This window comes from Allobosea sp. FW305-C-101 (assembly GCF_058783685.1).
Map to the genome: position 1 here is coordinate 78,122 of NZ_JBYSYT010000006.1, position 17,709 is coordinate 95,830.

Annotated in this window: 18 protein-coding genes; 5 read left to right on the plus strand and 13 right to left on the minus strand. The window is 63.3% G+C overall.

What is annotated here, in order from left to right; translation table 11 throughout:
* Positions 1 to 3 precede the first annotated feature (3 nt).
* Both AC3WMA_RS22310 and AC3WMA_RS22315 read right to left on the minus strand, forming a co-directional pair.
* Positions 4 to 531, minus strand: coding sequence for a hypothetical protein (locus AC3WMA_RS22310; protein ID WP_492287521.1), 528 nt, complete (start codon positions 529 to 531; stop codon positions 4 to 6).
* 59 nt (positions 532 to 590) lie between these two features.
* Positions 591 to 2,255, minus strand: a complete 1,665-nt coding sequence (locus AC3WMA_RS22315) for a GMC family oxidoreductase (protein ID WP_492287522.1) — start codon at positions 2,253 to 2,255, stop codon at positions 591 to 593.
* Between the two features lie 666 nt (positions 2,256 to 2,921).
* Here AC3WMA_RS22315 and AC3WMA_RS22320 point away from each other — a divergent pair.
* From AC3WMA_RS22320 to terL, 4 genes are read left to right on the plus strand one after another with little or no spacing between them, the layout of a single operon-like run.
* Positions 2,922 to 4,364 (plus strand): site-specific DNA-methyltransferase, encoded by a 1,443-nt coding sequence (locus AC3WMA_RS22320; protein WP_492287523.1) that lies wholly within the window; start codon positions 2,922 to 2,924, stop codon positions 4,362 to 4,364.
* A complete protein-coding gene (locus tag AC3WMA_RS22325) occupies positions 4,354 to 4,764 on the plus strand; it encodes a DUF5681 domain-containing protein (protein WP_492287524.1) in 411 nt (136 codons plus the stop codon). The genes AC3WMA_RS22320 and AC3WMA_RS22325 overlap by 11 nt, the downstream gene beginning before the upstream one ends.
* Positions 4,757 to 4,999 (plus strand): hypothetical protein, encoded by a 243-nt coding sequence (locus AC3WMA_RS22330; RefSeq protein WP_492287525.1) that lies wholly within the window; start codon positions 4,757 to 4,759, stop codon positions 4,997 to 4,999. Before AC3WMA_RS22325 ends, AC3WMA_RS22330 begins: the two co-directional genes overlap by 8 nt.
* A complete protein-coding gene (gene terL / locus AC3WMA_RS22335) occupies positions 4,932 to 6,191 on the plus strand; it encodes a phage terminase large subunit (RefSeq protein ID WP_492287526.1) in 1,260 nt (419 codons plus the stop codon). The genes AC3WMA_RS22330 and terL overlap by 68 nt, the downstream gene beginning before the upstream one ends.
* A gap of 16 nt (positions 6,192 to 6,207) precedes the next feature.
* Here the strand turns inward: terL and AC3WMA_RS22340 are convergent, their stop codons facing one another.
* The 5 genes from AC3WMA_RS22340 to AC3WMA_RS22360 form a co-directional block, all read right to left on the minus strand.
* Positions 6,208 to 6,606 (minus strand): hypothetical protein, encoded by a 399-nt coding sequence (locus AC3WMA_RS22340; RefSeq protein WP_492287527.1) that lies wholly within the window; start codon positions 6,604 to 6,606, stop codon positions 6,208 to 6,210.
* The gene (locus tag AC3WMA_RS22345; RefSeq protein ID WP_492287528.1) at positions 6,596 to 6,934 is read right to left on the minus strand and encodes a hypothetical protein; all 339 of its coding nucleotides are present in this window, start codon (positions 6,932 to 6,934) and stop codon (positions 6,596 to 6,598) included. The genes AC3WMA_RS22340 and AC3WMA_RS22345 overlap by 11 nt, the downstream gene beginning before the upstream one ends.
* A 56-nt stretch (positions 6,935 to 6,990) precedes the next feature.
* Positions 6,991 to 7,614 (minus strand): lambda exonuclease family protein, encoded by a 624-nt coding sequence (locus AC3WMA_RS22350; RefSeq protein ID WP_492287529.1) that lies wholly within the window; start codon positions 7,612 to 7,614, stop codon positions 6,991 to 6,993.
* A gap of 2 nt (positions 7,615 to 7,616) precedes the next feature.
* Positions 7,617 to 8,357: an ERF family protein gene (locus AC3WMA_RS22355; RefSeq protein ID WP_492287530.1), complete on the minus strand. Its 741-nt coding sequence runs from the start codon at positions 8,355 to 8,357 to the stop codon at positions 7,617 to 7,619.
* Between the two features lie 195 nt (positions 8,358 to 8,552).
* Positions 8,553 to 8,864 (minus strand): hypothetical protein, encoded by a 312-nt coding sequence (locus AC3WMA_RS22360; RefSeq protein ID WP_492287531.1) that lies wholly within the window; start codon positions 8,862 to 8,864, stop codon positions 8,553 to 8,555.
* Between the two features lie 117 nt (positions 8,865 to 8,981).
* Here AC3WMA_RS22360 and AC3WMA_RS22365 point away from each other — a divergent pair, with 117 nt between their 5' ends.
* Complete coding sequence (locus AC3WMA_RS22365; protein ID WP_492287532.1) at positions 8,982 to 9,206, plus strand: helix-turn-helix domain-containing protein; 225 nt, start codon at positions 8,982 to 8,984, stop codon at positions 9,204 to 9,206.
* A 379-nt stretch (positions 9,207 to 9,585) separates the two neighbouring features.
* On the opposite strand, the gene AC3WMA_RS22370 is transcribed toward AC3WMA_RS22365, so the two are convergent.
* The 6 genes from AC3WMA_RS22370 to wecB form a co-directional block, all read right to left on the minus strand.
* Complete coding sequence (locus tag AC3WMA_RS22370; protein WP_492287533.1) at positions 9,586 to 10,545, minus strand: class I SAM-dependent methyltransferase; 960 nt, start codon at positions 10,543 to 10,545, stop codon at positions 9,586 to 9,588.
* Positions 10,546 to 10,589: 44 nt separating this feature from the next.
* The gene (locus AC3WMA_RS22375) at positions 10,590 to 11,870 is read right to left on the minus strand and encodes a glycosyltransferase family 4 protein (RefSeq protein ID WP_492287534.1); all 1,281 of its coding nucleotides are present in this window, start codon (positions 11,868 to 11,870) and stop codon (positions 10,590 to 10,592) included.
* Positions 11,830 to 13,026, minus strand: a complete 1,197-nt coding sequence (locus AC3WMA_RS22380) for a glycosyltransferase family protein (protein WP_492287535.1) — start codon at positions 13,024 to 13,026, stop codon at positions 11,830 to 11,832. The genes AC3WMA_RS22375 and AC3WMA_RS22380 overlap by 41 nt, the downstream gene beginning before the upstream one ends.
* 33 nt (positions 13,027 to 13,059) lie before the next feature.
* Positions 13,060 to 14,595, minus strand: coding sequence for a glycosyltransferase (locus AC3WMA_RS22385; RefSeq protein WP_492287536.1), 1,536 nt, complete (start codon positions 14,593 to 14,595; stop codon positions 13,060 to 13,062).
* Positions 14,547 to 16,496 (minus strand): asparagine synthase (glutamine-hydrolyzing), encoded by a 1,950-nt coding sequence (asnB, locus tag AC3WMA_RS22390; RefSeq protein WP_492287537.1) that lies wholly within the window; start codon positions 16,494 to 16,496, stop codon positions 14,547 to 14,549. Before asnB ends, AC3WMA_RS22385 begins: the two co-directional genes overlap by 49 nt.
* Positions 16,497 to 16,637: 141 nt before the next feature.
* Positions 16,638 to 17,684 carry a non-hydrolyzing UDP-N-acetylglucosamine 2-epimerase gene (gene wecB, locus AC3WMA_RS22395; protein WP_492287538.1) on the minus strand — a complete coding sequence of 349 codons (1,047 nt, stop codon included), beginning with the start codon at positions 17,682 to 17,684 and terminating at the stop codon, positions 16,638 to 16,640.
* Between the last annotated feature and the right edge of the window lie 25 nt (positions 17,685 to 17,709).

Genomic DNA, 17,709 nt, shown 5'->3' on the forward strand with positions numbered 1-17,709 from the left:
CCATCAGGCCCGCATCGTCCGCCACCAATGGCGTACCGTGTCGCGCGCCCGCATCGCCAGATCATAGGCGGCGGTGGCCCGGACCCAGCCCAGCACGTGGTCGCGCACGCGCACGATCTGGCCCATGACCCAGGCGAACCAGCGGTAGCTCAGAAGCTTCTCACGGCCGGCATGGTAGATGCGTTCGACGAAGACGAAGCTCATCAGATGCGCGAAGGCCGTCACGATAAGCCCCGCCCAGAACTGCCCGCGCGCGAAGAGAAGCAGGCCGAACAGCTTCAACGGCTCGGCGATAGCGAAGGGGATCGCCAGCGCCAGCAGGACGAGCGGTGGCGGCAGCGCGGCGACGCTCTCCTCAAGCCGGCGCATGATGCGCAGCTCCGCGAGCCGGCGCAGCAGCGGCCGGTAGAGCGGGCGCAGGAACTCGTCGAGGATGACGAAGACGGTGATGACGGCGCGCAGGACCGCAAGCAATCCACGCGTCAGCGGACTGCGTTCCGGTGCAGGCGAGGGCTGGAGATCGTCGGGCATCGCGATCCGATTCATAGGTTGCGATTTGCGGCAATTCCATGCCGCTGGCCCAGATGCCTCTAGCGCCGCGCATCTTCCTTCAACATCGCCACGCCCTTCTCGGCGATCATCATCGTCGGGTTGGCGGTGTTGCCGGAGGTGATCGTCGGCATCACCGAGGCATCGATGACGCGCAGGCCCTCGACGCCGCGCACTCGCAACCGCCCGTCGAGAACCGCGCCCGGATCGTCGTCGCTGCCCATCCGGGCCGTGCCGACAGGATGGAAGATCGTGGTGCCCAGCTGCGCTGCAGCTTCCAGCAGCGCTTCGTCCGTCTCTGCGGCGCTGCCGGGCATGTGCTCCTCCGGCCGGAAACGGGCAAGCGGCGCCTGCGCCACGATCCGGCGCGTCAGCTTCATCGCGTCGATCGCGACCTGCCGGTCCTCCTCCGTATCGAAATAGTTCGGTGAGATGACCGGGTTGTCGCGCGGGTCGGCCGAGCGCAGATGGATGCTGCCGCGGCTCGTCGGCCGGAGATTGCAGACGCTCGCGGTGAACGCGTCGAACGGGTGCAGGCCCGAGCCCCAGCTGTCGAGCGAGAGCGGCTGGAAATGGTATTGCAGGTTCGCCGTCGCATAGTGTGGCGAGGACTTGGCGAAGGCGCCCACCTGCGACGGCGCCATGGTCAGCGGTCCCGTGCGCAGCGCCGCCCATTCCAGCGCCATCAGCGGCCGGCGCCAGAGCTTGGCATAGTCGCTGTTCAGCGTCTTCACGCCATGGACCTTGTAGACCGGCCGGATCTGGAGATGGTCCTGCAGGTTCTCGCCGACGCCGGGCGCATCGACCAGCGTCTCGATGCCGAAGCCCTGCAGCCGCGCCCCGCTGCCGATACCGGAGCGTTCGAGCAGGAGCGGCGAGGCGACGGCGCCGGCCGAAAGCACGACTTCGCCGTTGATCTCGGCCTTCAGCCTTTCCTCGCTCGCGGTGCCGAGTCCATGCGTGAACTCGACGGCTTTCGCCCGGCCGTTCTCGAACAGGATGCGCTCGACATGGACGCCCGTCTCCAGCCGGAGATTGTCGCGGTCGTGCCGCTCCAGCATCGGCTTGAGGAAGGCGCGATAGGCGCTGAGGCGCCGGCCGCGACGCTGGTTCACCTGGAAATAGGAGGAGCCCTCGTTGTCGCCGGTGTTGAAATCCGGGATCTTGGCGATGCCCGCGGCTTCCGCAGCGTCCCGGATCGCGTCGAGGATCGCCCAGCGCACGCGCGGATGCTCGACGCGCCATTCCCCGCCCGCCTTGTGCAGGCCACCCGGCGGCGGCGCCATATGGTCCTCGTGCCGGAGGAAATAGGGCAGCACATCGTCCCAGCCCCAGCCGGTGAGGCCGCGCTGGCGCCAGCCGTCATAGTCGGCGGCCTGGCCGCGCATATAGACCATGGCGTTGATGGCGGAGGAGCCGCCAACGACCTTGCCGCGCGGATAGGCGAGAGCCCGCCCGCCGAGCCCGGCCTGTGGCTCGGTCTGGAACAACCAGTCGGCGCGGGGATTGCCGATGGCGAAGAGATAGCCGACCGGGATGTGGAACCAGACCCAGTCATCCATGCCGCCGGCTTCGAGCACCAGGACCTTGTTCCTCGGATTGGCCGCCAGCCGGTTGGCGACGACGCAGCCGGCCGAGCCGGCGCCGATGACGACATAGTCGAAGCTGCCGATCAGGCGACGGTCGGAGGAGGCGGTATCGGGCATGACATATCCGGTAGTGCTATCGAGGCCACCTATCGTCTGCGGCCGATCAGCAATCTGGCATAGCTGGGGGAGGGGCGACAGCGCGTGGAAATGCGCCCTTCGTTGGTGTCCACCACGCTCCAAATTCCCTGCTAGCAGGGAATTTTCAGGGAGTTTAGAGCTGAGAGAGGGCTTGGGGTAGGGTCGGCTTTCGGCTTAAGTGTTTGTTTGTGTGCGATATTTGCTACTGGCTCGGAACTATGAAGCAGGGAATTTCCCGCTATCGAACAGGGAATCTGCCTGCGACGAGCAGGGAATGGGGAAGGCTCAAGCAGGGATGTGGTTCCGATTTTGAAGGCTGGGATTAATGCTGATTTGACGACGAGCTGTCGGTGGCGGTGGCTGAGCTGACGAAGCCACTGTATGCTCGTAAGCCACTGAAGCCATTGGGTAACCCTCTTGCGCGAGAGTTTTGCTCATCGTATATGGCGAACGTCGCATATGTTAGCGACTCTAGCCGAGACCGATCAGATCGTGTTCGGCACTCCTAATTTGAGGCATCATCACCTCTGAGTGAGCAGCCCTCGTTAGGCAAGGTGTAGGCCTTCCGGGTGAGCTGGACGGGTCGCGCTTTGCTGCGAGTGCTCACTTGTTCTGGTCGTCTCCTTGAAAAAGGAAACGATCGCAATGCCCTCTCATCCCCCCAAGTCGCAGGTGCGTGTTCGCCGCCGCGTCCAACCTGCCGCACATGATCCCGCGCTCGCCCGCGCCGCGGCGGCTTTTGCCCCGCAGGTGAGCCAGCGGCTCCTGTCGGATCTGAAGGCGTCGGTGCGTAACGCGCGGACGCATTCGCAGAAGCAGATCCATCTGATCGCTGAGAGCATTGAGGCCTTCAGCTTCACGACGCCGATCCTGATCACGACTGATGGCGAGATCGTCGCGGGCCATGGTCGCTATGAGGCGGCAAAGCTGCTCGGCATGGAGACGGTCCCGGTGATTTGCATCGATCATCTCGGCCCGCAGCAGATCCGGGCGTTGAGGATCGCAGATAATCGTTTGGCCGAGCTCTCGGGCTGGGACGACGAGATCCTGAAGCTGGAGCTGGGCGAGCTGATCGACCTCGATTTCGAGGTTGAGATCACCGGCTTCGAGACGGCGCAGATCGATGTGATCCTCGACGCCGGGACGTCGGTCGCTGCGAAGGCTGATCCGGCGGACGCGTTGCCGGCGCTGCAGGAAGTCGCCGTGACTGTGCGCGGCGATCTCTGGCTGCTGGGTGAGCACCGTATCCTGTGCGGCGATGCGCGCGAGCGGGGCGATTATCAGACGCTGATGGGCGGTGAACTCGCTCAGATGGTGTTCGTGGACCCGCCGTACAACGTCCCGGTCGACGGCCACGTGAGCGGTCTCGGCAAGGTCAAGCACCGCGAGTTCGCGATGGCCTCGGGAGAAATGAGCAAACTCGAGTTCACCGGCTTCCTCCATGCGGTCTTCGCCGAGATCGCGGCAGCATCCCAGGATGGTGCGCTGATCTATAGCTGCATCGACGGCCCGCACCTGCACGAGATGCTGAATGCGGGCTATGGTGTCTTCGACGAGCTGAAGTCGGTGATCACCTGGGCCAAGGCCAATGCCGGGATGGGTTCGCTCTATCGTAGCCAGACCGAGCTCATCACGCTGTGGAAGACGGGCAAGGCGCCGCACATCAACAACATCGAGCTTGGCAAGCACGGCCGCTATCGCACCACCCTGTGGAGCTATGCGGGTGTGAACGGGTTCCGCAAGGGCCGGATGGCGGAGCTGGCGAGCCACCCGACGGTGAAACCCTGCGCCATGGTGATGGGCGCGATCAAGGACTGCTCGAAGCCCAAGGGCATCATACTCGACAGCTTCAGCGGTTCCGGCACGACCTTGATCGCCGCGGCCAAGACCAAGCGCCGCGGCTACGTCATGGAGCTCGATCCGCACTATGTCGATGGTGCGATCCGCCGCTGGGAGGCGCTCTTCAAGGACGAGGCGCGTCACGCTGAGACAGGGCTGACCTTCGCAGAGATGGCGGCGCGGCGGGGGCACGATGCCAGTGCCTGCAAGGTGTCGGACGCCAACGTTGGAGGGGGCCATGTCGCGTGAAAATGCCCCCCCTGCCGTAGGCTATAAGAGGCCGCCGCAGCATTCCCGTTTTCGGAAAGGACAGAGTGGTAATCCGTCCGGGCGCCGCAAGGCAGCACCCGTTCTGGATGATCTGATGACGTTGTTGGAGAATGCGCTCGCGGAGCGTATCCCTGTGACCCGCAAGGGGCGTTCTCAGGCGGTGACCAAGCTCGAGGTGTACGTTCTCCAGACCGTCGATAGCGCTCTGAAGGGTAACGCATCTGCCAGGCGCGATCTCAACAAATATCTGGAGCTGCGTGAGCGACTTCGGGCAGCTTCCCAGCCGCTTGAGATTGACCATGGGGAGCACGAAGAAGAGCTGAAGGAGCGCTTTCGTGCCCGTGAGCTGGCGCTTGCAGAGGGAGGCGGTGATGAGTGAGCCCGCCTCGCTGTCCGATATCCTGCGCCGCGACCTGGCGAGCTTTATCGAGCAGAGCTTCGTGACGCTGGAGCCCGGCACCCTATCAGCACAACTGGCATATCGAAGCGATCGCCTATCAGCTGATGCGGGTCTGGAGCGGCGAGTGCAAGCGGCTGATCATCAACGTGCCGCCGCGCTCGGCCAAGTCGATCTGCGTCACGATCGCCTTCACCGCCTGGCTGATGGGCCATGATCCCCGCAAGCGGATCATGGCGATCAGCTACGCCCAGGAGCTCTCGCTGACCCACGCTGCGGCCTTCCGCAGCGTGGTCACCTCCGATTGGTATCGTCGCGCCTTCTCGGGCTTCGCGATCGCTGCCAATCGCGGTCAGGAGATCCGCACCACGCAACACGGCTATCGTTATGCCTCTTCGATTGGTGGTTCGGTGTTGGGGCGCGGCGCCGATCTGATCGTCATCGACGACCCGATCAACGGGCTTGAAGCCGCCTTGTCGGCGGCGGCCCGACGTCGGGTTCAGGCCTTCTATGATGGTACCCTCTACTCCCGGCTGAACGATCGGAAGAACGGTGCCATCGTTATTGTGATGCAGCGCCTGCATGAGGATGATCTGGTCGGTCATGTCCTGGAGAAGGAGGATTGGGAAGTTCTCGCGATCCCCGCTATCGCGCCGGACGATTGCTTCTACCGCATCGGCCAAGGGCGGGAGGCGCTCTATCGGCGCCGCCAGGGTGAGATCATGCATGTTGGTCGCGATACGTTTGCCGATCTCGAGGCGATCAAGCGCAATCTCGGCGCCTTGAACTTCTCGGCTCAATATCAGCAGAACCCGCTGCCGGCCGAAGGGCAGATCATCAAGCGCGATTGGCTGCATTATTACGACGAGCGGCCGGCTGAGTTCGATCTGAAGGTTGCGTCCTGGGATACGGCTTCGACCCAGGCCGAGCATTCCGACTGGTCGGTCGGGATGGTCTGGGGGGCGGTTGGGCAGAGCTATTACCTGATCGACCTTGTCCGGGGGCGCTGGGAAACGCCGGAGCTGCGCCGCAAGATGATCGAGCTCTCCGGGAAACATGCGGTCGACGCGACGCTGGTCGAGGAGACCGAGCTTGGGCGGGCGCTGTCGCAGGACCTGCGGCGCACCGGTGCGCTGCATCCGCTGCTTCAGCAATCGCGGATTGATAAGCAGGCCAGGCTGATGGCGCAGGCCGCTCGCTTCGAGGCGGGGCAGGTGTTCCTGCCGCGCGAAGCCAGCTGGCTCGCAGATTATCTCGCTGAGCTCCTGGCATTCCCGCTGGCGCGCAACGATGACCAGGTCGATGCAACCAGCCAGGCTCTCAAGTACCTGACGGCCAGGACGCCCACGATCCGCGATCGTCCGCAGCGGATCATGCGCCCGCAGCGTCGTGTTCGGCCGCAAGGCTGATACGACGCATCTGGTACTAGGGCTGCACCGTCACGACGGTCATGCTGTAGCCTCGACCGGCCATGCAGCCGACCATGATCTGGCGCAGCGCCTGGTTGCGCTGGCCTTCCAGCATGCCAGCCTCCATCGCATCGGCGAGACTACGGCCCATAAGGATCGGAGCCGCCATGGCCTGGGCCTTGGCGGCTTCGCCTTTGCAGATGGCATCGTCCTGCTGGAACTGGGCGACGGCTCCGGCATCGCTGCGGCCATCATAGCGGTCGAAGCGCATGGCGGTACGAGGGACGCATGCACTGAGAGTACTTGCCAGCATGATGGCGATTGCAAGGTACGGCCAGTGGTTAGGCTGCGGTAGATAGGACTTTGTCGAAGACACGGATGCGAACTCCATCGAGCAATCAGGATCATTGATCATCGCGGCGCCAACTGGCTGGCTTCGCGAGCGGGCGGGAGGCCCTCATCTGCGGCGATGCTCGCGGGAATCCGCGAGACATGAGCGGCCGGATGCCGAGATGGCGGGCTTCACGCCGTTTGGCTTCGGCGATTGCGGCCAGATCCCGAGCGGTCTTGGTCCCGGGCGCGCGATGACAGCAGTCACGGCCGAGAACGCGCCCGTCCTCGATCGAAAGCTCTGTCGTCTTGTCGAGGATCAGCGCTTCCGGGATGACATGGTCGAACTCGACGACCTTGCCGGAGACATTGAGGCCGCAGCCTTCGCAGCGGATGCAGCCGCGCTCATCCATGGCTCGCTTGAGCATGGCAACCTTCTGGCTGCGGTTGAACTCGCGTCGCCCACTCATCAGGCAGCCTCCAGCCGACCGTAGGCGGCGACCTGCGTGACGATCCGATCGAGCTCCTCGTTGAACTGTGTGACGGCTGTGCTGAGTTCAGTGATGAAGGTCTCGTCGCGATGAGCCCGAGTGATCATGATCGGCAGCCCCGGCCAATAGATTGCCAGGTCGATCCAGTCGCGCTCGGCGACCCAGAGCTGGCCCTGACACTGGGCCTTGTGCTCCGGCGGGAACTCGCCCTTGAGCAGAGCCTCAATGAGGAGATGCGGCAGCTTGGTCTTGATCTCGAGCAGGCCGTCCTGACCGATCAGCGCATCGGGCGAGGCGCCGGCCTGCCCGCGGCGCAAGAACCCGACGGTCTCGCACTCCAGGCTCGTGACGAAGCTGTAGGCGCTGCGGGCTTCCTCCTCCATCAGCTTGCCGCGCTCCATATGCGCAGAGGTGAAGCTCTCCATCACCTCCCCGGTCAGGCGTTCGCCGGCGAGCTTGTAGAGATAGGTCTGCCGGGTCCGGCTCTCAGTGCCGCCGCGTCCCTTGGTCAGGATCGAGGCGAACTCGGACGCGGTCGGGATGCCCAGGCGCGCTTGGGCCCATTCCGGGGAGCCTTGTGTGCAGTTGATGATCTCGAGCATGATCAGCCCCGTCCCTTCCTGGCGTTGAGCATCACCAGCGCCTGCCGGAAGCGGCGCGCTGGCAGTTCGGCAAAAGCCTTGATCTTGAAGAAGCGCAGCAGGGCCTCGCGCTCACCGCCGACCTCGTCGATCAGCGCGAGTAGCTCCCGGGTCTGCTGGCGGGTGATGGTCTCACCGGACCCTGCGGCCTTACCGTCGTCGTCATCGGCTGCGGCAAGACCGAGCGCTGCCTTCAGCGTCATCCGCTGCAGGTAGGTCAGCGTCGATCCGATCGCCTGGATCGCGTTCTTCTCGCCGCTGTGATCGGCGCCGGCGCTGAGGCTGTTCTCTTCGCTGTGGCCGTCACGGTGCGAGATGACGCAGGTGATGGTGACCTTGTCGCCGTCGCTGTTCGAGCGGAAGCGATAGGCCAACCCGTGGCGTGCCAGGATCGGCCCGATCGTGCGGGCGATCTCGGCCAGATCCTCATGGCGGTAATGCTTGGCTCCGATACTGGCGATCTGGGTCTTCGCGATCACGGGGAGCTCGGCCTTGGCGGCTGCGAGGGCAGCTTCGAAAGCGCGGCGCGCATCATCCAGGCGGCTGCGTTCATGCAAGCCGATCAGCTGAGACAACACGTGTTGGTCGGCGCCGCGGTCGAGCGCAGAACTCAACAGGCTCAGCGGGGTGATCGTGAGGGCAGGGCCCCCGTCGGCTAGCCGAATGGTTGCGGCTGAGCGCCGGTAACGCGCTGCGTTGGTCATCGCCTGGCCCTCCTGCCGAGAGGGCTGCAAGACGCAGCGCGACGCGTTCCGAACCGCCAGGCTCGATAGGCCTGGGCGAGCTCGGCCGGGCTGAGCCGGGAGGCCGAAGGCAGGGGCTCCAGAAGCACCTCGTAGGTAAGCGCCTGGGAAGCTACGGTGAGCGGAAGAGGCAAACTGCGGTTCATCACGATCCCCTCAGTGAAGCTGCTGACGGGCGAGGGCAGTCGCGGGAGTCAGGTTCCGCGAGGTCGTCGTCGAGCCAGTGCCAATAGGGTTGCGAAGCAGTCCGGCGTGGCCTTCCGGTACAAGAGTCCGCAGTCGCTTAAGAGCGGCCAGTTCGGCCCTCGCCTCCGCCCATCCGCGCTTAAGGGACTGAGACAGCAACTGGCGCCGTTGAGCCCGGGTTTGCAGCCCTGAAAACCGAGGGCGGGCCTGCCGCATGGCGTAGCGCAGGATGCCCGGCTTGTAGAAAATGAGCTTGTGCTTGAACTCCAGGATCAGGGTCATCATCGTCCTCCAGCGACGAAAATCGTCGGTGACGGACGGTTCCCTTCCTATGGCGCCTCCAGTCAACTGAAATAGTCGACACTCGACGAAAAGCGTTGATCAGGCTATGCCGACTTCATGATCACGCCAGCCCAATGCCGCGCCGCCCGCGCACTCCTTGATTGGAGCCAGCAAGACCTCGCAAAGGCCGCCCATCTCGGCCTCTCCACGATCCGCGACTTCGAAAAGGGCAGACGCGTGCCGACTCACAACAACCTGCGTGGAATCAAACTGACGCTTGAGGAGGGCGGAGTGGTGATTGGAGCAATGCAGTCTAGCGTCGCGATGAGAGATGCAGGCTAACGAAGAGATGCTGCGCACGCGGCTTCTGGATTGGCGAGCAACTCAAAAGAGCCAGCTCTCATGTCGAAGGTTGCTTGTCGTAATGACCATATGACACTTCGCGAAGCCAGGATCGACGACACAAAATTTCGTACAAATTTTTCAGATAGGCGCGCGTGGTACGCCATATTAGCCAGTGTGACAGCTCGCGGGTGTCTCCGTTCCACAATTCAATATGATCGAGGCGTGCAAATATTTAAGTAATTCGTCGCTTTCGCTAGAGCTATTAGCTTACGGATGCATCTAATTATGCAGCGATCTATAGTAGTTAGAGCTTAATTTTGAAATGGCGTAGAAATTCTTGAGTCGGAATATATTGCCGCCCTCGGAAAGAGCGCCATTACTCATGCGGCTTTCTAAGCTGGAAACAGGCGTCGATGCCGGCAAGATGACCGTTATAGATCGGGTAGCCGTGCTCATCCACTTTCAGGGCGAGTAAAAATTCGCGGCATTCGCGCGGCAGCAACTGGTCTTGGATTGCTGAGAAACGCGTCGGCGCGATCAGTAACTCGTGCATCGAGATGCCGGCACCCGTAAACACGCCCTCGAAACCATTGCGCTGGGCGATGCCTAGAAATTCCTCTGGTGTATAGCAATCGGCGATCGGGCAGGTCTCAGTATCAGTCGTGCTGGTGAAAGCGTCTCGCAGGCTGAGCCCTTGATAGGCCTTTTCGATGATCTGCTTATGGTGCGCGACAAACAAATGCATCCACAGGCTGTCGTAGTTATAGACCATGATGTTGAACGTGCCGCCAGGCTTCAGGACGCGTCGCAGCTCAGTCATGACCAGATCGAGATTTGGCATGTGATGCAGCACGCCGGACGAGTGAATGTGGTCGAAGCTGTCCGACGCGAACGGCAAACCCTGCGCAGCCGGATCGAGCTGGACGAACTCGGCGGCCTTGCCATGCAGCGCAAGGCGCTCTTCCGCTTCCTTGAGCGAGCTCGGCGAGATGTCCGCTGCGACAAGGCGGGATGGCTCTGAATAATTGGCAAAGCCGATCACGTCGTGGCCGGGGCCGCAACCATAGTCGAGAACGGCTTTACCATCGAAGCCGGCCACCGGCATGCGTTCGATATAGCCAAAGTACTGGTCGTTCCGCCAATGGAAGAAGTCGAGGGATTCCTGCGCATCCTTGAAGCGGCGGTGCAGGGTCACGTTGAAGCCCGTCCAGTAATCCTGCGTCTCGCTGTCCGCGATTGCCGTCGCCGCTCCGCGGGCGACGCGCTGCTGCGGGCTGGTCGCTGCAGGGCGCATGCCCGCGATTCTACGGATCGCCTTCTTGACGAGATTCTTCATAAAACGAACCTTTCCGACCGCACCGCTTCGAAAGTTGGGCGTGATTACCACCGAAGCCAATAGAGCGCGACATCCTTCAGCATGCTCAGGCGAGGCCTATACGCCGCCTTGCCGGCAGCAGATAACCGCTCATAGGCACGCTCGACCCGATCCGCTTCCTGCGGGAAATTGGCCTCTGTCTCAACAATCGCGCGGCCACGCGTCGCGATGTGCTCGTAAAGTCTCTCATCGCGCAACAGACGAACCACGGCATCCGCCACAGAGGCCGGGTTTAGTTGTGCCAGCAGCGCGCTCTCCTCGTGCTGAACGATCTCGCCATACCGATCGAGGGGCCCGATGACGCTGGGCACACCGCAGGCCATCGCCTCGAGTAGTGTCTGAGGCAGTCCGTCGGATGCCGGGATGCCAACCGCGACATCGGCCAGACTGTAGAAATCCGGCATCTGAGCGTGCGTGATGTGGCCGACAAATGTCACCGCATGCGAAAGGCCGAGTTCGCCGATCCGTTGTTTGAGCTGCGCACGATAGGCCGGGTCCGCTCCATATTCCGTCAGCACGAGATGCGCCTCGGGAACGCTTGCGGCTATCTTCGCCATCGCCTCGACGAGGATGTGAATGTTGTAGAACGGCGTCAGGATCTTCGGGCTGAGAACGACTTTCGCTTCGGCGGGAATTCCCTTCGCTATACGCAACGCGGTTCCGTCCGCTGGCTTGAAGACCGCTGGGTCGACACCCCAGACCACCCGGATCGCCTTCGCGCCGTAGCCACCGAGATCGTTGAGTACACCGATCAGGAAGTCGGATTTCGAGGTGATCAGGTCAGCCTGGCCGAGCAGCCGCTTGGTCAGCGCGATGCCGCGTGGCGTGGGGCTGCCCTGCTCTTCGAACAGGATGTCGCCGCCCATGATGCTGACCACGAGCGGGCGGGCGCCCAGGGCCGCCGCCATCCAGGCCCAGGTGCTGTAGGCGAAATGGATATGGACGATATCGGCATCCGCCTGCCGCAGCTTGCGGCGGAAATCGAGCATCAGCCGCGCCATATCGGCCGGGCCGCTCAGATCGCGCCTCACTAGCCGGCTGAGCAGGCGCGCGATCGTGGCGATCCACTGATCCTGCCCGGGCGGAGCGGAAGGCGTCAGCTCGGTCACCCCCTGAAGGCCGATGACCTTGTCCGTCAGGAGACTGACATGATGGCCGCGGTCGGCGAAGCAGCGCACCCGGCCGGCGACATGCGTGCTGCCGGACGAGCCGATGGCGAGGATGCGAAGAGGCTTCAAAAGGCCCTCAGAACAGTGTCGACAGCGCGAACTCGACCCGTCGCGCATAGGTATGGTTGGCCATCACGTGCTCATAGGCCTGATCGGCGATCCGCCGGCGATAGCCTTCGTCCTTGAAAGCCCGTACGGCCTCGGTAACGTTCGAAAGGTCGCGCTTGATCGGGATGTAGTGCTCACCGGCGGTCAGCGTCCCGTTATAGTCGCCCTCGAGCAGGAGCTGACAGCATTTGGCCCCGATCGGCTCGAAATGCCGTGACGAGACGCTCTTGCCGGACACGGCAGGTGTCACGCCGGCATAGAACTTCTCGAAGACCTCGGCGAAGCTCGCCTTCTGGTTTTCCTTCAGGTTGTAGTCGCGGGCTCTCGTCAGGAGCTTCCCACGGTCGTTGAGATAATACGTGCCGGACTCGGCACCGATCAGCCCCTTGGTGCGGCGCAGGAAGGTTGCCCACTCTTCGCGGGGCAGACGGACCATCTGGCCGGCCCGGATGTCGCATCTCAGCCCGTAATCGGTGCCATGCGCTTCGAAGTGCCGGATCAGGTGCGTGCGTTCCTCATCACCGACGAAGGGCCAGTAGATGTCGCCGACGAAGCCGATATCGACCTCCCGCTCCTCGTGGGCCGGCGGGCGATAGACGTGCGGGTTCAGCGCATGCGGCATCGACAGGATACGGCTGCCGTCGATCCCCTCATAGAGATAACGGGCGGCGTCGATGGGCAGCTGGCTGCAGATGCGATCGGCTTTCACGCGCTGCATGAATCCGATTTTCTCGTCGAGAAGATCGTATTCATTGCCGATGAAGACCACCATCGGACAGGCCCGCCGGGCCAGCAGCGAAGCGGCCTTGGTCAGAATGGTCATGTCGTCGCCGGCCGCGGCGTGCGAGACGACGATCAGGTCGTAGCTGCGGATCTTCAGCAGGCAGCGCCCGAAATGGATGAGGTCGTTGATATTGCAGACCTCGACATCCAGGCGCGGCGAGCGGACGAAGGCATCTTGCCAGTCGCCGATATAGGACAGGCTGTCATAGAACTGGCGCAGGTGCGCATAGAGATTCACGACATACTTGTTGTTCCGGAACAGCGCCGGGGGCGGCGTGCCGTCCTTCGCGCCGAAGATGCCGCGCAAGACGGTATCGGTCGTCACGACGACCTTCCCGAAACCGTTGGCGGTGAGATAAAGTGTCTTGAGTTTCTTCTGCATGGATTTGTGTCAAGTGGGGCGCGTGTTCGTGCACTAAGCGGCGTGTGGCGGGCCGATCAAGTCCTCGATCAGCTTTTTTAGCACTTCTTCGTCTCGTTCCCAGCTCAAGGTATGGCGGGCCGCTTCGACGCGGGCCGTCTTCGCGGCGCGCAAGGCGCTGTCGGTGGAGAGTCTCAGGACTGCCTGAGCGATGCTGGCCGGATCGAGTGGATCGATCGGCAGGCCGAGATCGAGCGGCTCGGCGATGCGCGCGATTTCCGGAAGCTCCGGATAGAAAATCGGCAGCCCCGCGGCGAGCGGCTGGAAGAAGCCGTTCGGGAGGCAATTCCGGATGCTCGGCGATACCGCGTGATAAAGCAGCAGACCGAAGTCGGCCGAGCGGACGAAGGGCACGACTTGATCGGCCTTGACGGCGGGGTGAAAATGCACCCGGCCTATCAGGCCCAACTCCGCAACCTCGGCTGCATAGGATGGAAAATTGGCGCCGAGAAATGCGAGATGGTGCTGTGCGGGCAGGGTTGCGAAGGCCTGCATGGCTTGAAGAATGGCGGTGTCGCGCTTCCACTGGCCGATGCAAACGGTGAGCAGGACATCGCCGGGAAGACCGAGGCTGCAGCGCAGAGTCGTATCCGGGGTGGATTCGAGGCGAGGATCATGCGCGTTCCGCAGGACGACGACGTCGCGTCCGAAACGCGCCTTCATCAACTCGGCAATGCCTTGGTTCACGGTGACGACGGCGGAGGCATGGCGCACGCACCAGCGTTCGATCATGTTTTCCCAAGGCATGATCCAGCGGGTCCAGAACGACGGCAGCCGTGCATGGTCGTCCATGTGTGAATAAAAGTCATGTGCGTCGTAAATATATTTCGACCGCCCCACGAGGCGCCGAGCCGCTATTGCAGGAAATTGATAGGGTGCGTGCAGGTAGTAAAGCTTCGCAGGCGGCGTGACCTTTCGCGTAGGTCTGGTATGCGCGCGATAGCTCGCCGCGATGTGGTGAAGGAAAGCCGCGAAATTATTGTAGATCAGCTTATTGAGGACGAGGATCGCTTGTCTGGCGCCGAAGCTGACGATTCTGAGCGTGCAGTAATAGACCGATAGGAGCGCAAGGCGGATCGCGATCGGCACCAGGCCGGTGGCCGATCTCGTCGCGATGCCGTCCTCGCTGCGATGGCCGCGAATCCCGTCCCAATGTCGCGACATCAGGGCAAGGATCGTCGTCGCCTTCCGGCGTGCCTTGGCCGAGATATCCTGTGGCAGTGTCGGCGCGTCTCCCGAGAGGGCGTCGTTCGTCTCCGCGCCTGCCGGCGGGGCGGCCGCCGCTTCCGGAGGCGGGACGGCGCTGATCACTTCGAAAGGCAGGCTGTTCGGATCGAGCCCGCTCTCCCGCCCTTCCACGACGACCGATCTATAGCCCAGCCGATGAACCGATGCCGCCTGCTTCAGTGTTCGGCTGTCGGCGCGCAGGGCCAGCGGCGTCAGCGAAACGACCTCGAAGCTCCCGGACGCAATTCGCGGCTTCAGAGCGCAAACTCCTTCATCCAGAGCGAAAGGTTCAGCCAGCGCCAAGGCGCGAAGCTGAAGCTCTGGCCGGCGCGGATGCGTTCGAAATGAGCCGTGGCGGCGGCGCGGTCGAGATAGGGCTCGAGCTTCGGGTCGGCGATGGCCGATTCGACGAGAGCCCGCAGCGGACCGGTCTGCCAGAGCCGTTCCGGCGTCGCGAAGCCCATCTTGCGGGCGCGCATCCGGATTTCCTCCGGCAGCGTGCCTTCCATCGCGTCGCGCAGCACACGCTTGGTGTACCCGTCGCGGATCTTGAACCGGGAGGGCAGGGCGAAGGCGTATTCGACGAGCCGGTGATCGAGGAACGGAACCCGTGCCTCGACCGAGAAGGCCATCGAGTTGCGATCCTCGAAGCGCAGCAGGGCCGGCAGGTTCGTTCTGAAGAAGAAGCGGTGCAGGACGTTGCCGAAATGGCCGTCGGCGCCAAAGGGTTGGGGAGAAAGAGCCTCGACATAAGCCGAATTTCCGGCATGACGGGCAGCAAAAGCCGGATTGATCCAGGGCTGCTCTGCGGCGGATGCCGGCTGGCTGGACGGGGCGAATGCACCCAGGAGGCGCTTGAGTCCGGGATAGGGCACTTGCGAGGCGAAGGACTTGCCCTGCAGTTGCGCCCATTGCCAGCTCTCGCGCAAGGCGAGCAGATGCCGCTGCCGGGCCTTCTGTTCGAGCAGGAAGAACGGCACGGTGCTGGCATAGCCGCCGAGCATCTCGTCCGCCCCTTGGCCGTCCAGCACTACTTTCACGCCCGTCTGCTGGACGAGTCGGAAGACGCTCCATTGCGCGTAGATGCTGGTCGAGCCGAAAGGTTCGTCCTGATGCCAGACCAGCTTGTGCAGGTCGGCGAGCAAATCCTCCTCGCGCGGCTGGACGATATACGAGCGCACTTCCGCGGCCTTGATCGACAGGCGCGTGTAGTAGCGTTCATCCGCTTCCGGCACGTCGAATTCGGCACTGAAGGCATGGCGGTCGATCGCCAGCCCCGCCTCATTGGCGATCTCGCGCATCAGCATGGCGATGGCCGAGCTGTCGAGGCCGCCGGAGAGGCAGGTGCCGACGGGAACATCGGCGCGCAGGTGAATCCGCACGCTCTCCTTGAGAAGCTCCCTGAAGCGCTCGGCAGCCGCCGCAGCGGTCGCGGGAACATCGACCTTCTGTTCAAGCGGATCGTAATAGGCCTTCTGCGTCAACGAGCCGTCGTCGAGATCGACGACCAGATTCTGCCCGGGCGGCAGGCGCATGATCGTTTCGAAGAACGTCTCGTCGCCGCAATCGGACGCTTCGTAATGTAGGAAGTCATGGATGACGCGGTCATTGGCCCGGCGTTCCACGCCGGGCAGCTGGACCAGTTGCTTGATCTCGGAACCGAAGGCGAAGCCATTGGCGGTCTTGGTGTAGTAAAGCGGCTTGATACCGAACCGGTCGCGCGAAAGGATCAGGCGCCGCCTGCGCCGGTCGAGCAGGGCGAAGGCCCACATGCCGACGAAGCGTGAGAACGCGTCGATCCCCCAGGCCTCGTAGGCCTTGAGGATGACCTCGGTGTCCGAGGACGTGCGGAAACGGGCGCCGCGCGCCTGCAATTCCTGCCGCAGCTCAAGATAGTTGTAGATCTCGCCGTTGAAAGTAAGCCACAGCATGTCCTCGTCGGAGGCCATGGGCTGGAGCGCGTCGGTCGAGAGATCGATGATCGCCAAGCGTCGGTGGGACAGCAGCAGGGTCGGCTCGCGCGCGCCGGTCCATTTTTCATGGGCAAAGGCTGCGCTCCCGGCCGCGCCTGAGCGGGTGTCGAACCACGTCATGCCCTGGCCGTCGGGGCCGCGATGGGCGATCACCGTCGAGCCGTTTCGGAGCTGCTGCTGCTCGGGCGCCGCGATGCCCTGCTGCGCGAAATATCCGAAGATGCCGCACATCGGTTGAAAATGCTTTCCTGCTGCCCGGTATGCTCTCGGGAGCCCGGTCGAGCGGCGCTCTTACACTACAGTCAAGAGCACGTCCAAGGGGCGTCCGCCTGGCTCGCGTCGGAAGCGCGACGCAGCGGTGCCCCGATCCGCTCAGTTCATGAGGTCCTTGACCTTGGCGGCGATGATGTCGCTGGCCTGGCCGCTGCCGTAATCGGCGATGTCACGCCGGGGGGCATAGGTCTCCGCGGTCCAAAGGCGGTTCCATCCTGCCTCGACCGTCTCCACCCATTCGGTCTCGTCGCGCAGGGTCGTGCAGGGGACGCGATGGAAATACGCTTCCTTCTGCAAGCCGCCGGAATCTGTCATGATGCTGGCGGACCGGTTCACCAGCCAGGCCATGTCGAGATAGCCGAGCGGGGCGATCAGCCGGACATTCGCCAGCGAACGGCCGCGTGCCTCCAGAACCTTTCGCGTGCGCGGGTGGATCGGCATGATCACGGGCAAGATCTTCGCCGCCTGCTCCAGCCAGGACAGGACGCGCTCGAACCGTTCGGGATCGTCGGTGTTCTCGGCGCGATGGATCGTCGCGACCTGATACGCTCCCGGAACGAGGCCTTCCCGGTCGAGAATAGTCGATTGGCCGCGCGCGCGCTCCACGGCGGTAAGAGTGATGTCGTACATCACGTCCCCGACATGATGGACGCCCTTGGTGATCCCTTCCAGCTTGAGGTTGTCGACCCCGGTGTGGGTCGGCGAGAGCAGCAAGGCCGACAGGTGATCGGCCATCACGCGGTTGATCTCCTCCGGCATGCGCCGGTTGAACGAGCGCAGCCCGGCTTCGACATGGGCGACGGGAATGTGGAGCTTCGCGGCCGCCAGCGCGCCGGCGACGGTCGAGTTGGTGTCGCCATAGATCATCACCGCATCCGGCTTCTCGGCCAGCATGACGGCCTCGAGCTTCTCCAGCATGCGGCCCGTCATGGCGCCGTGACCCAGGCTGTTGACCTCGAGATTATGCTCGGGCGGCGCGATGTCGAGTTCCTGGAAGAAGATATCCGACATGGCGGCATCGAAATGCTGGCCGGTATGGATCAGGATTTCGCGGACGCCGCCGATGCGTCGCAGCGCGTGGTTGACCGGTGCAGCCTTGATGAACTGCGGCCTGGCGCCGACGACGGTGAGAAGGGTGCGGGTCAAGATGGCCTCTGTTCTGGTCTGCTGT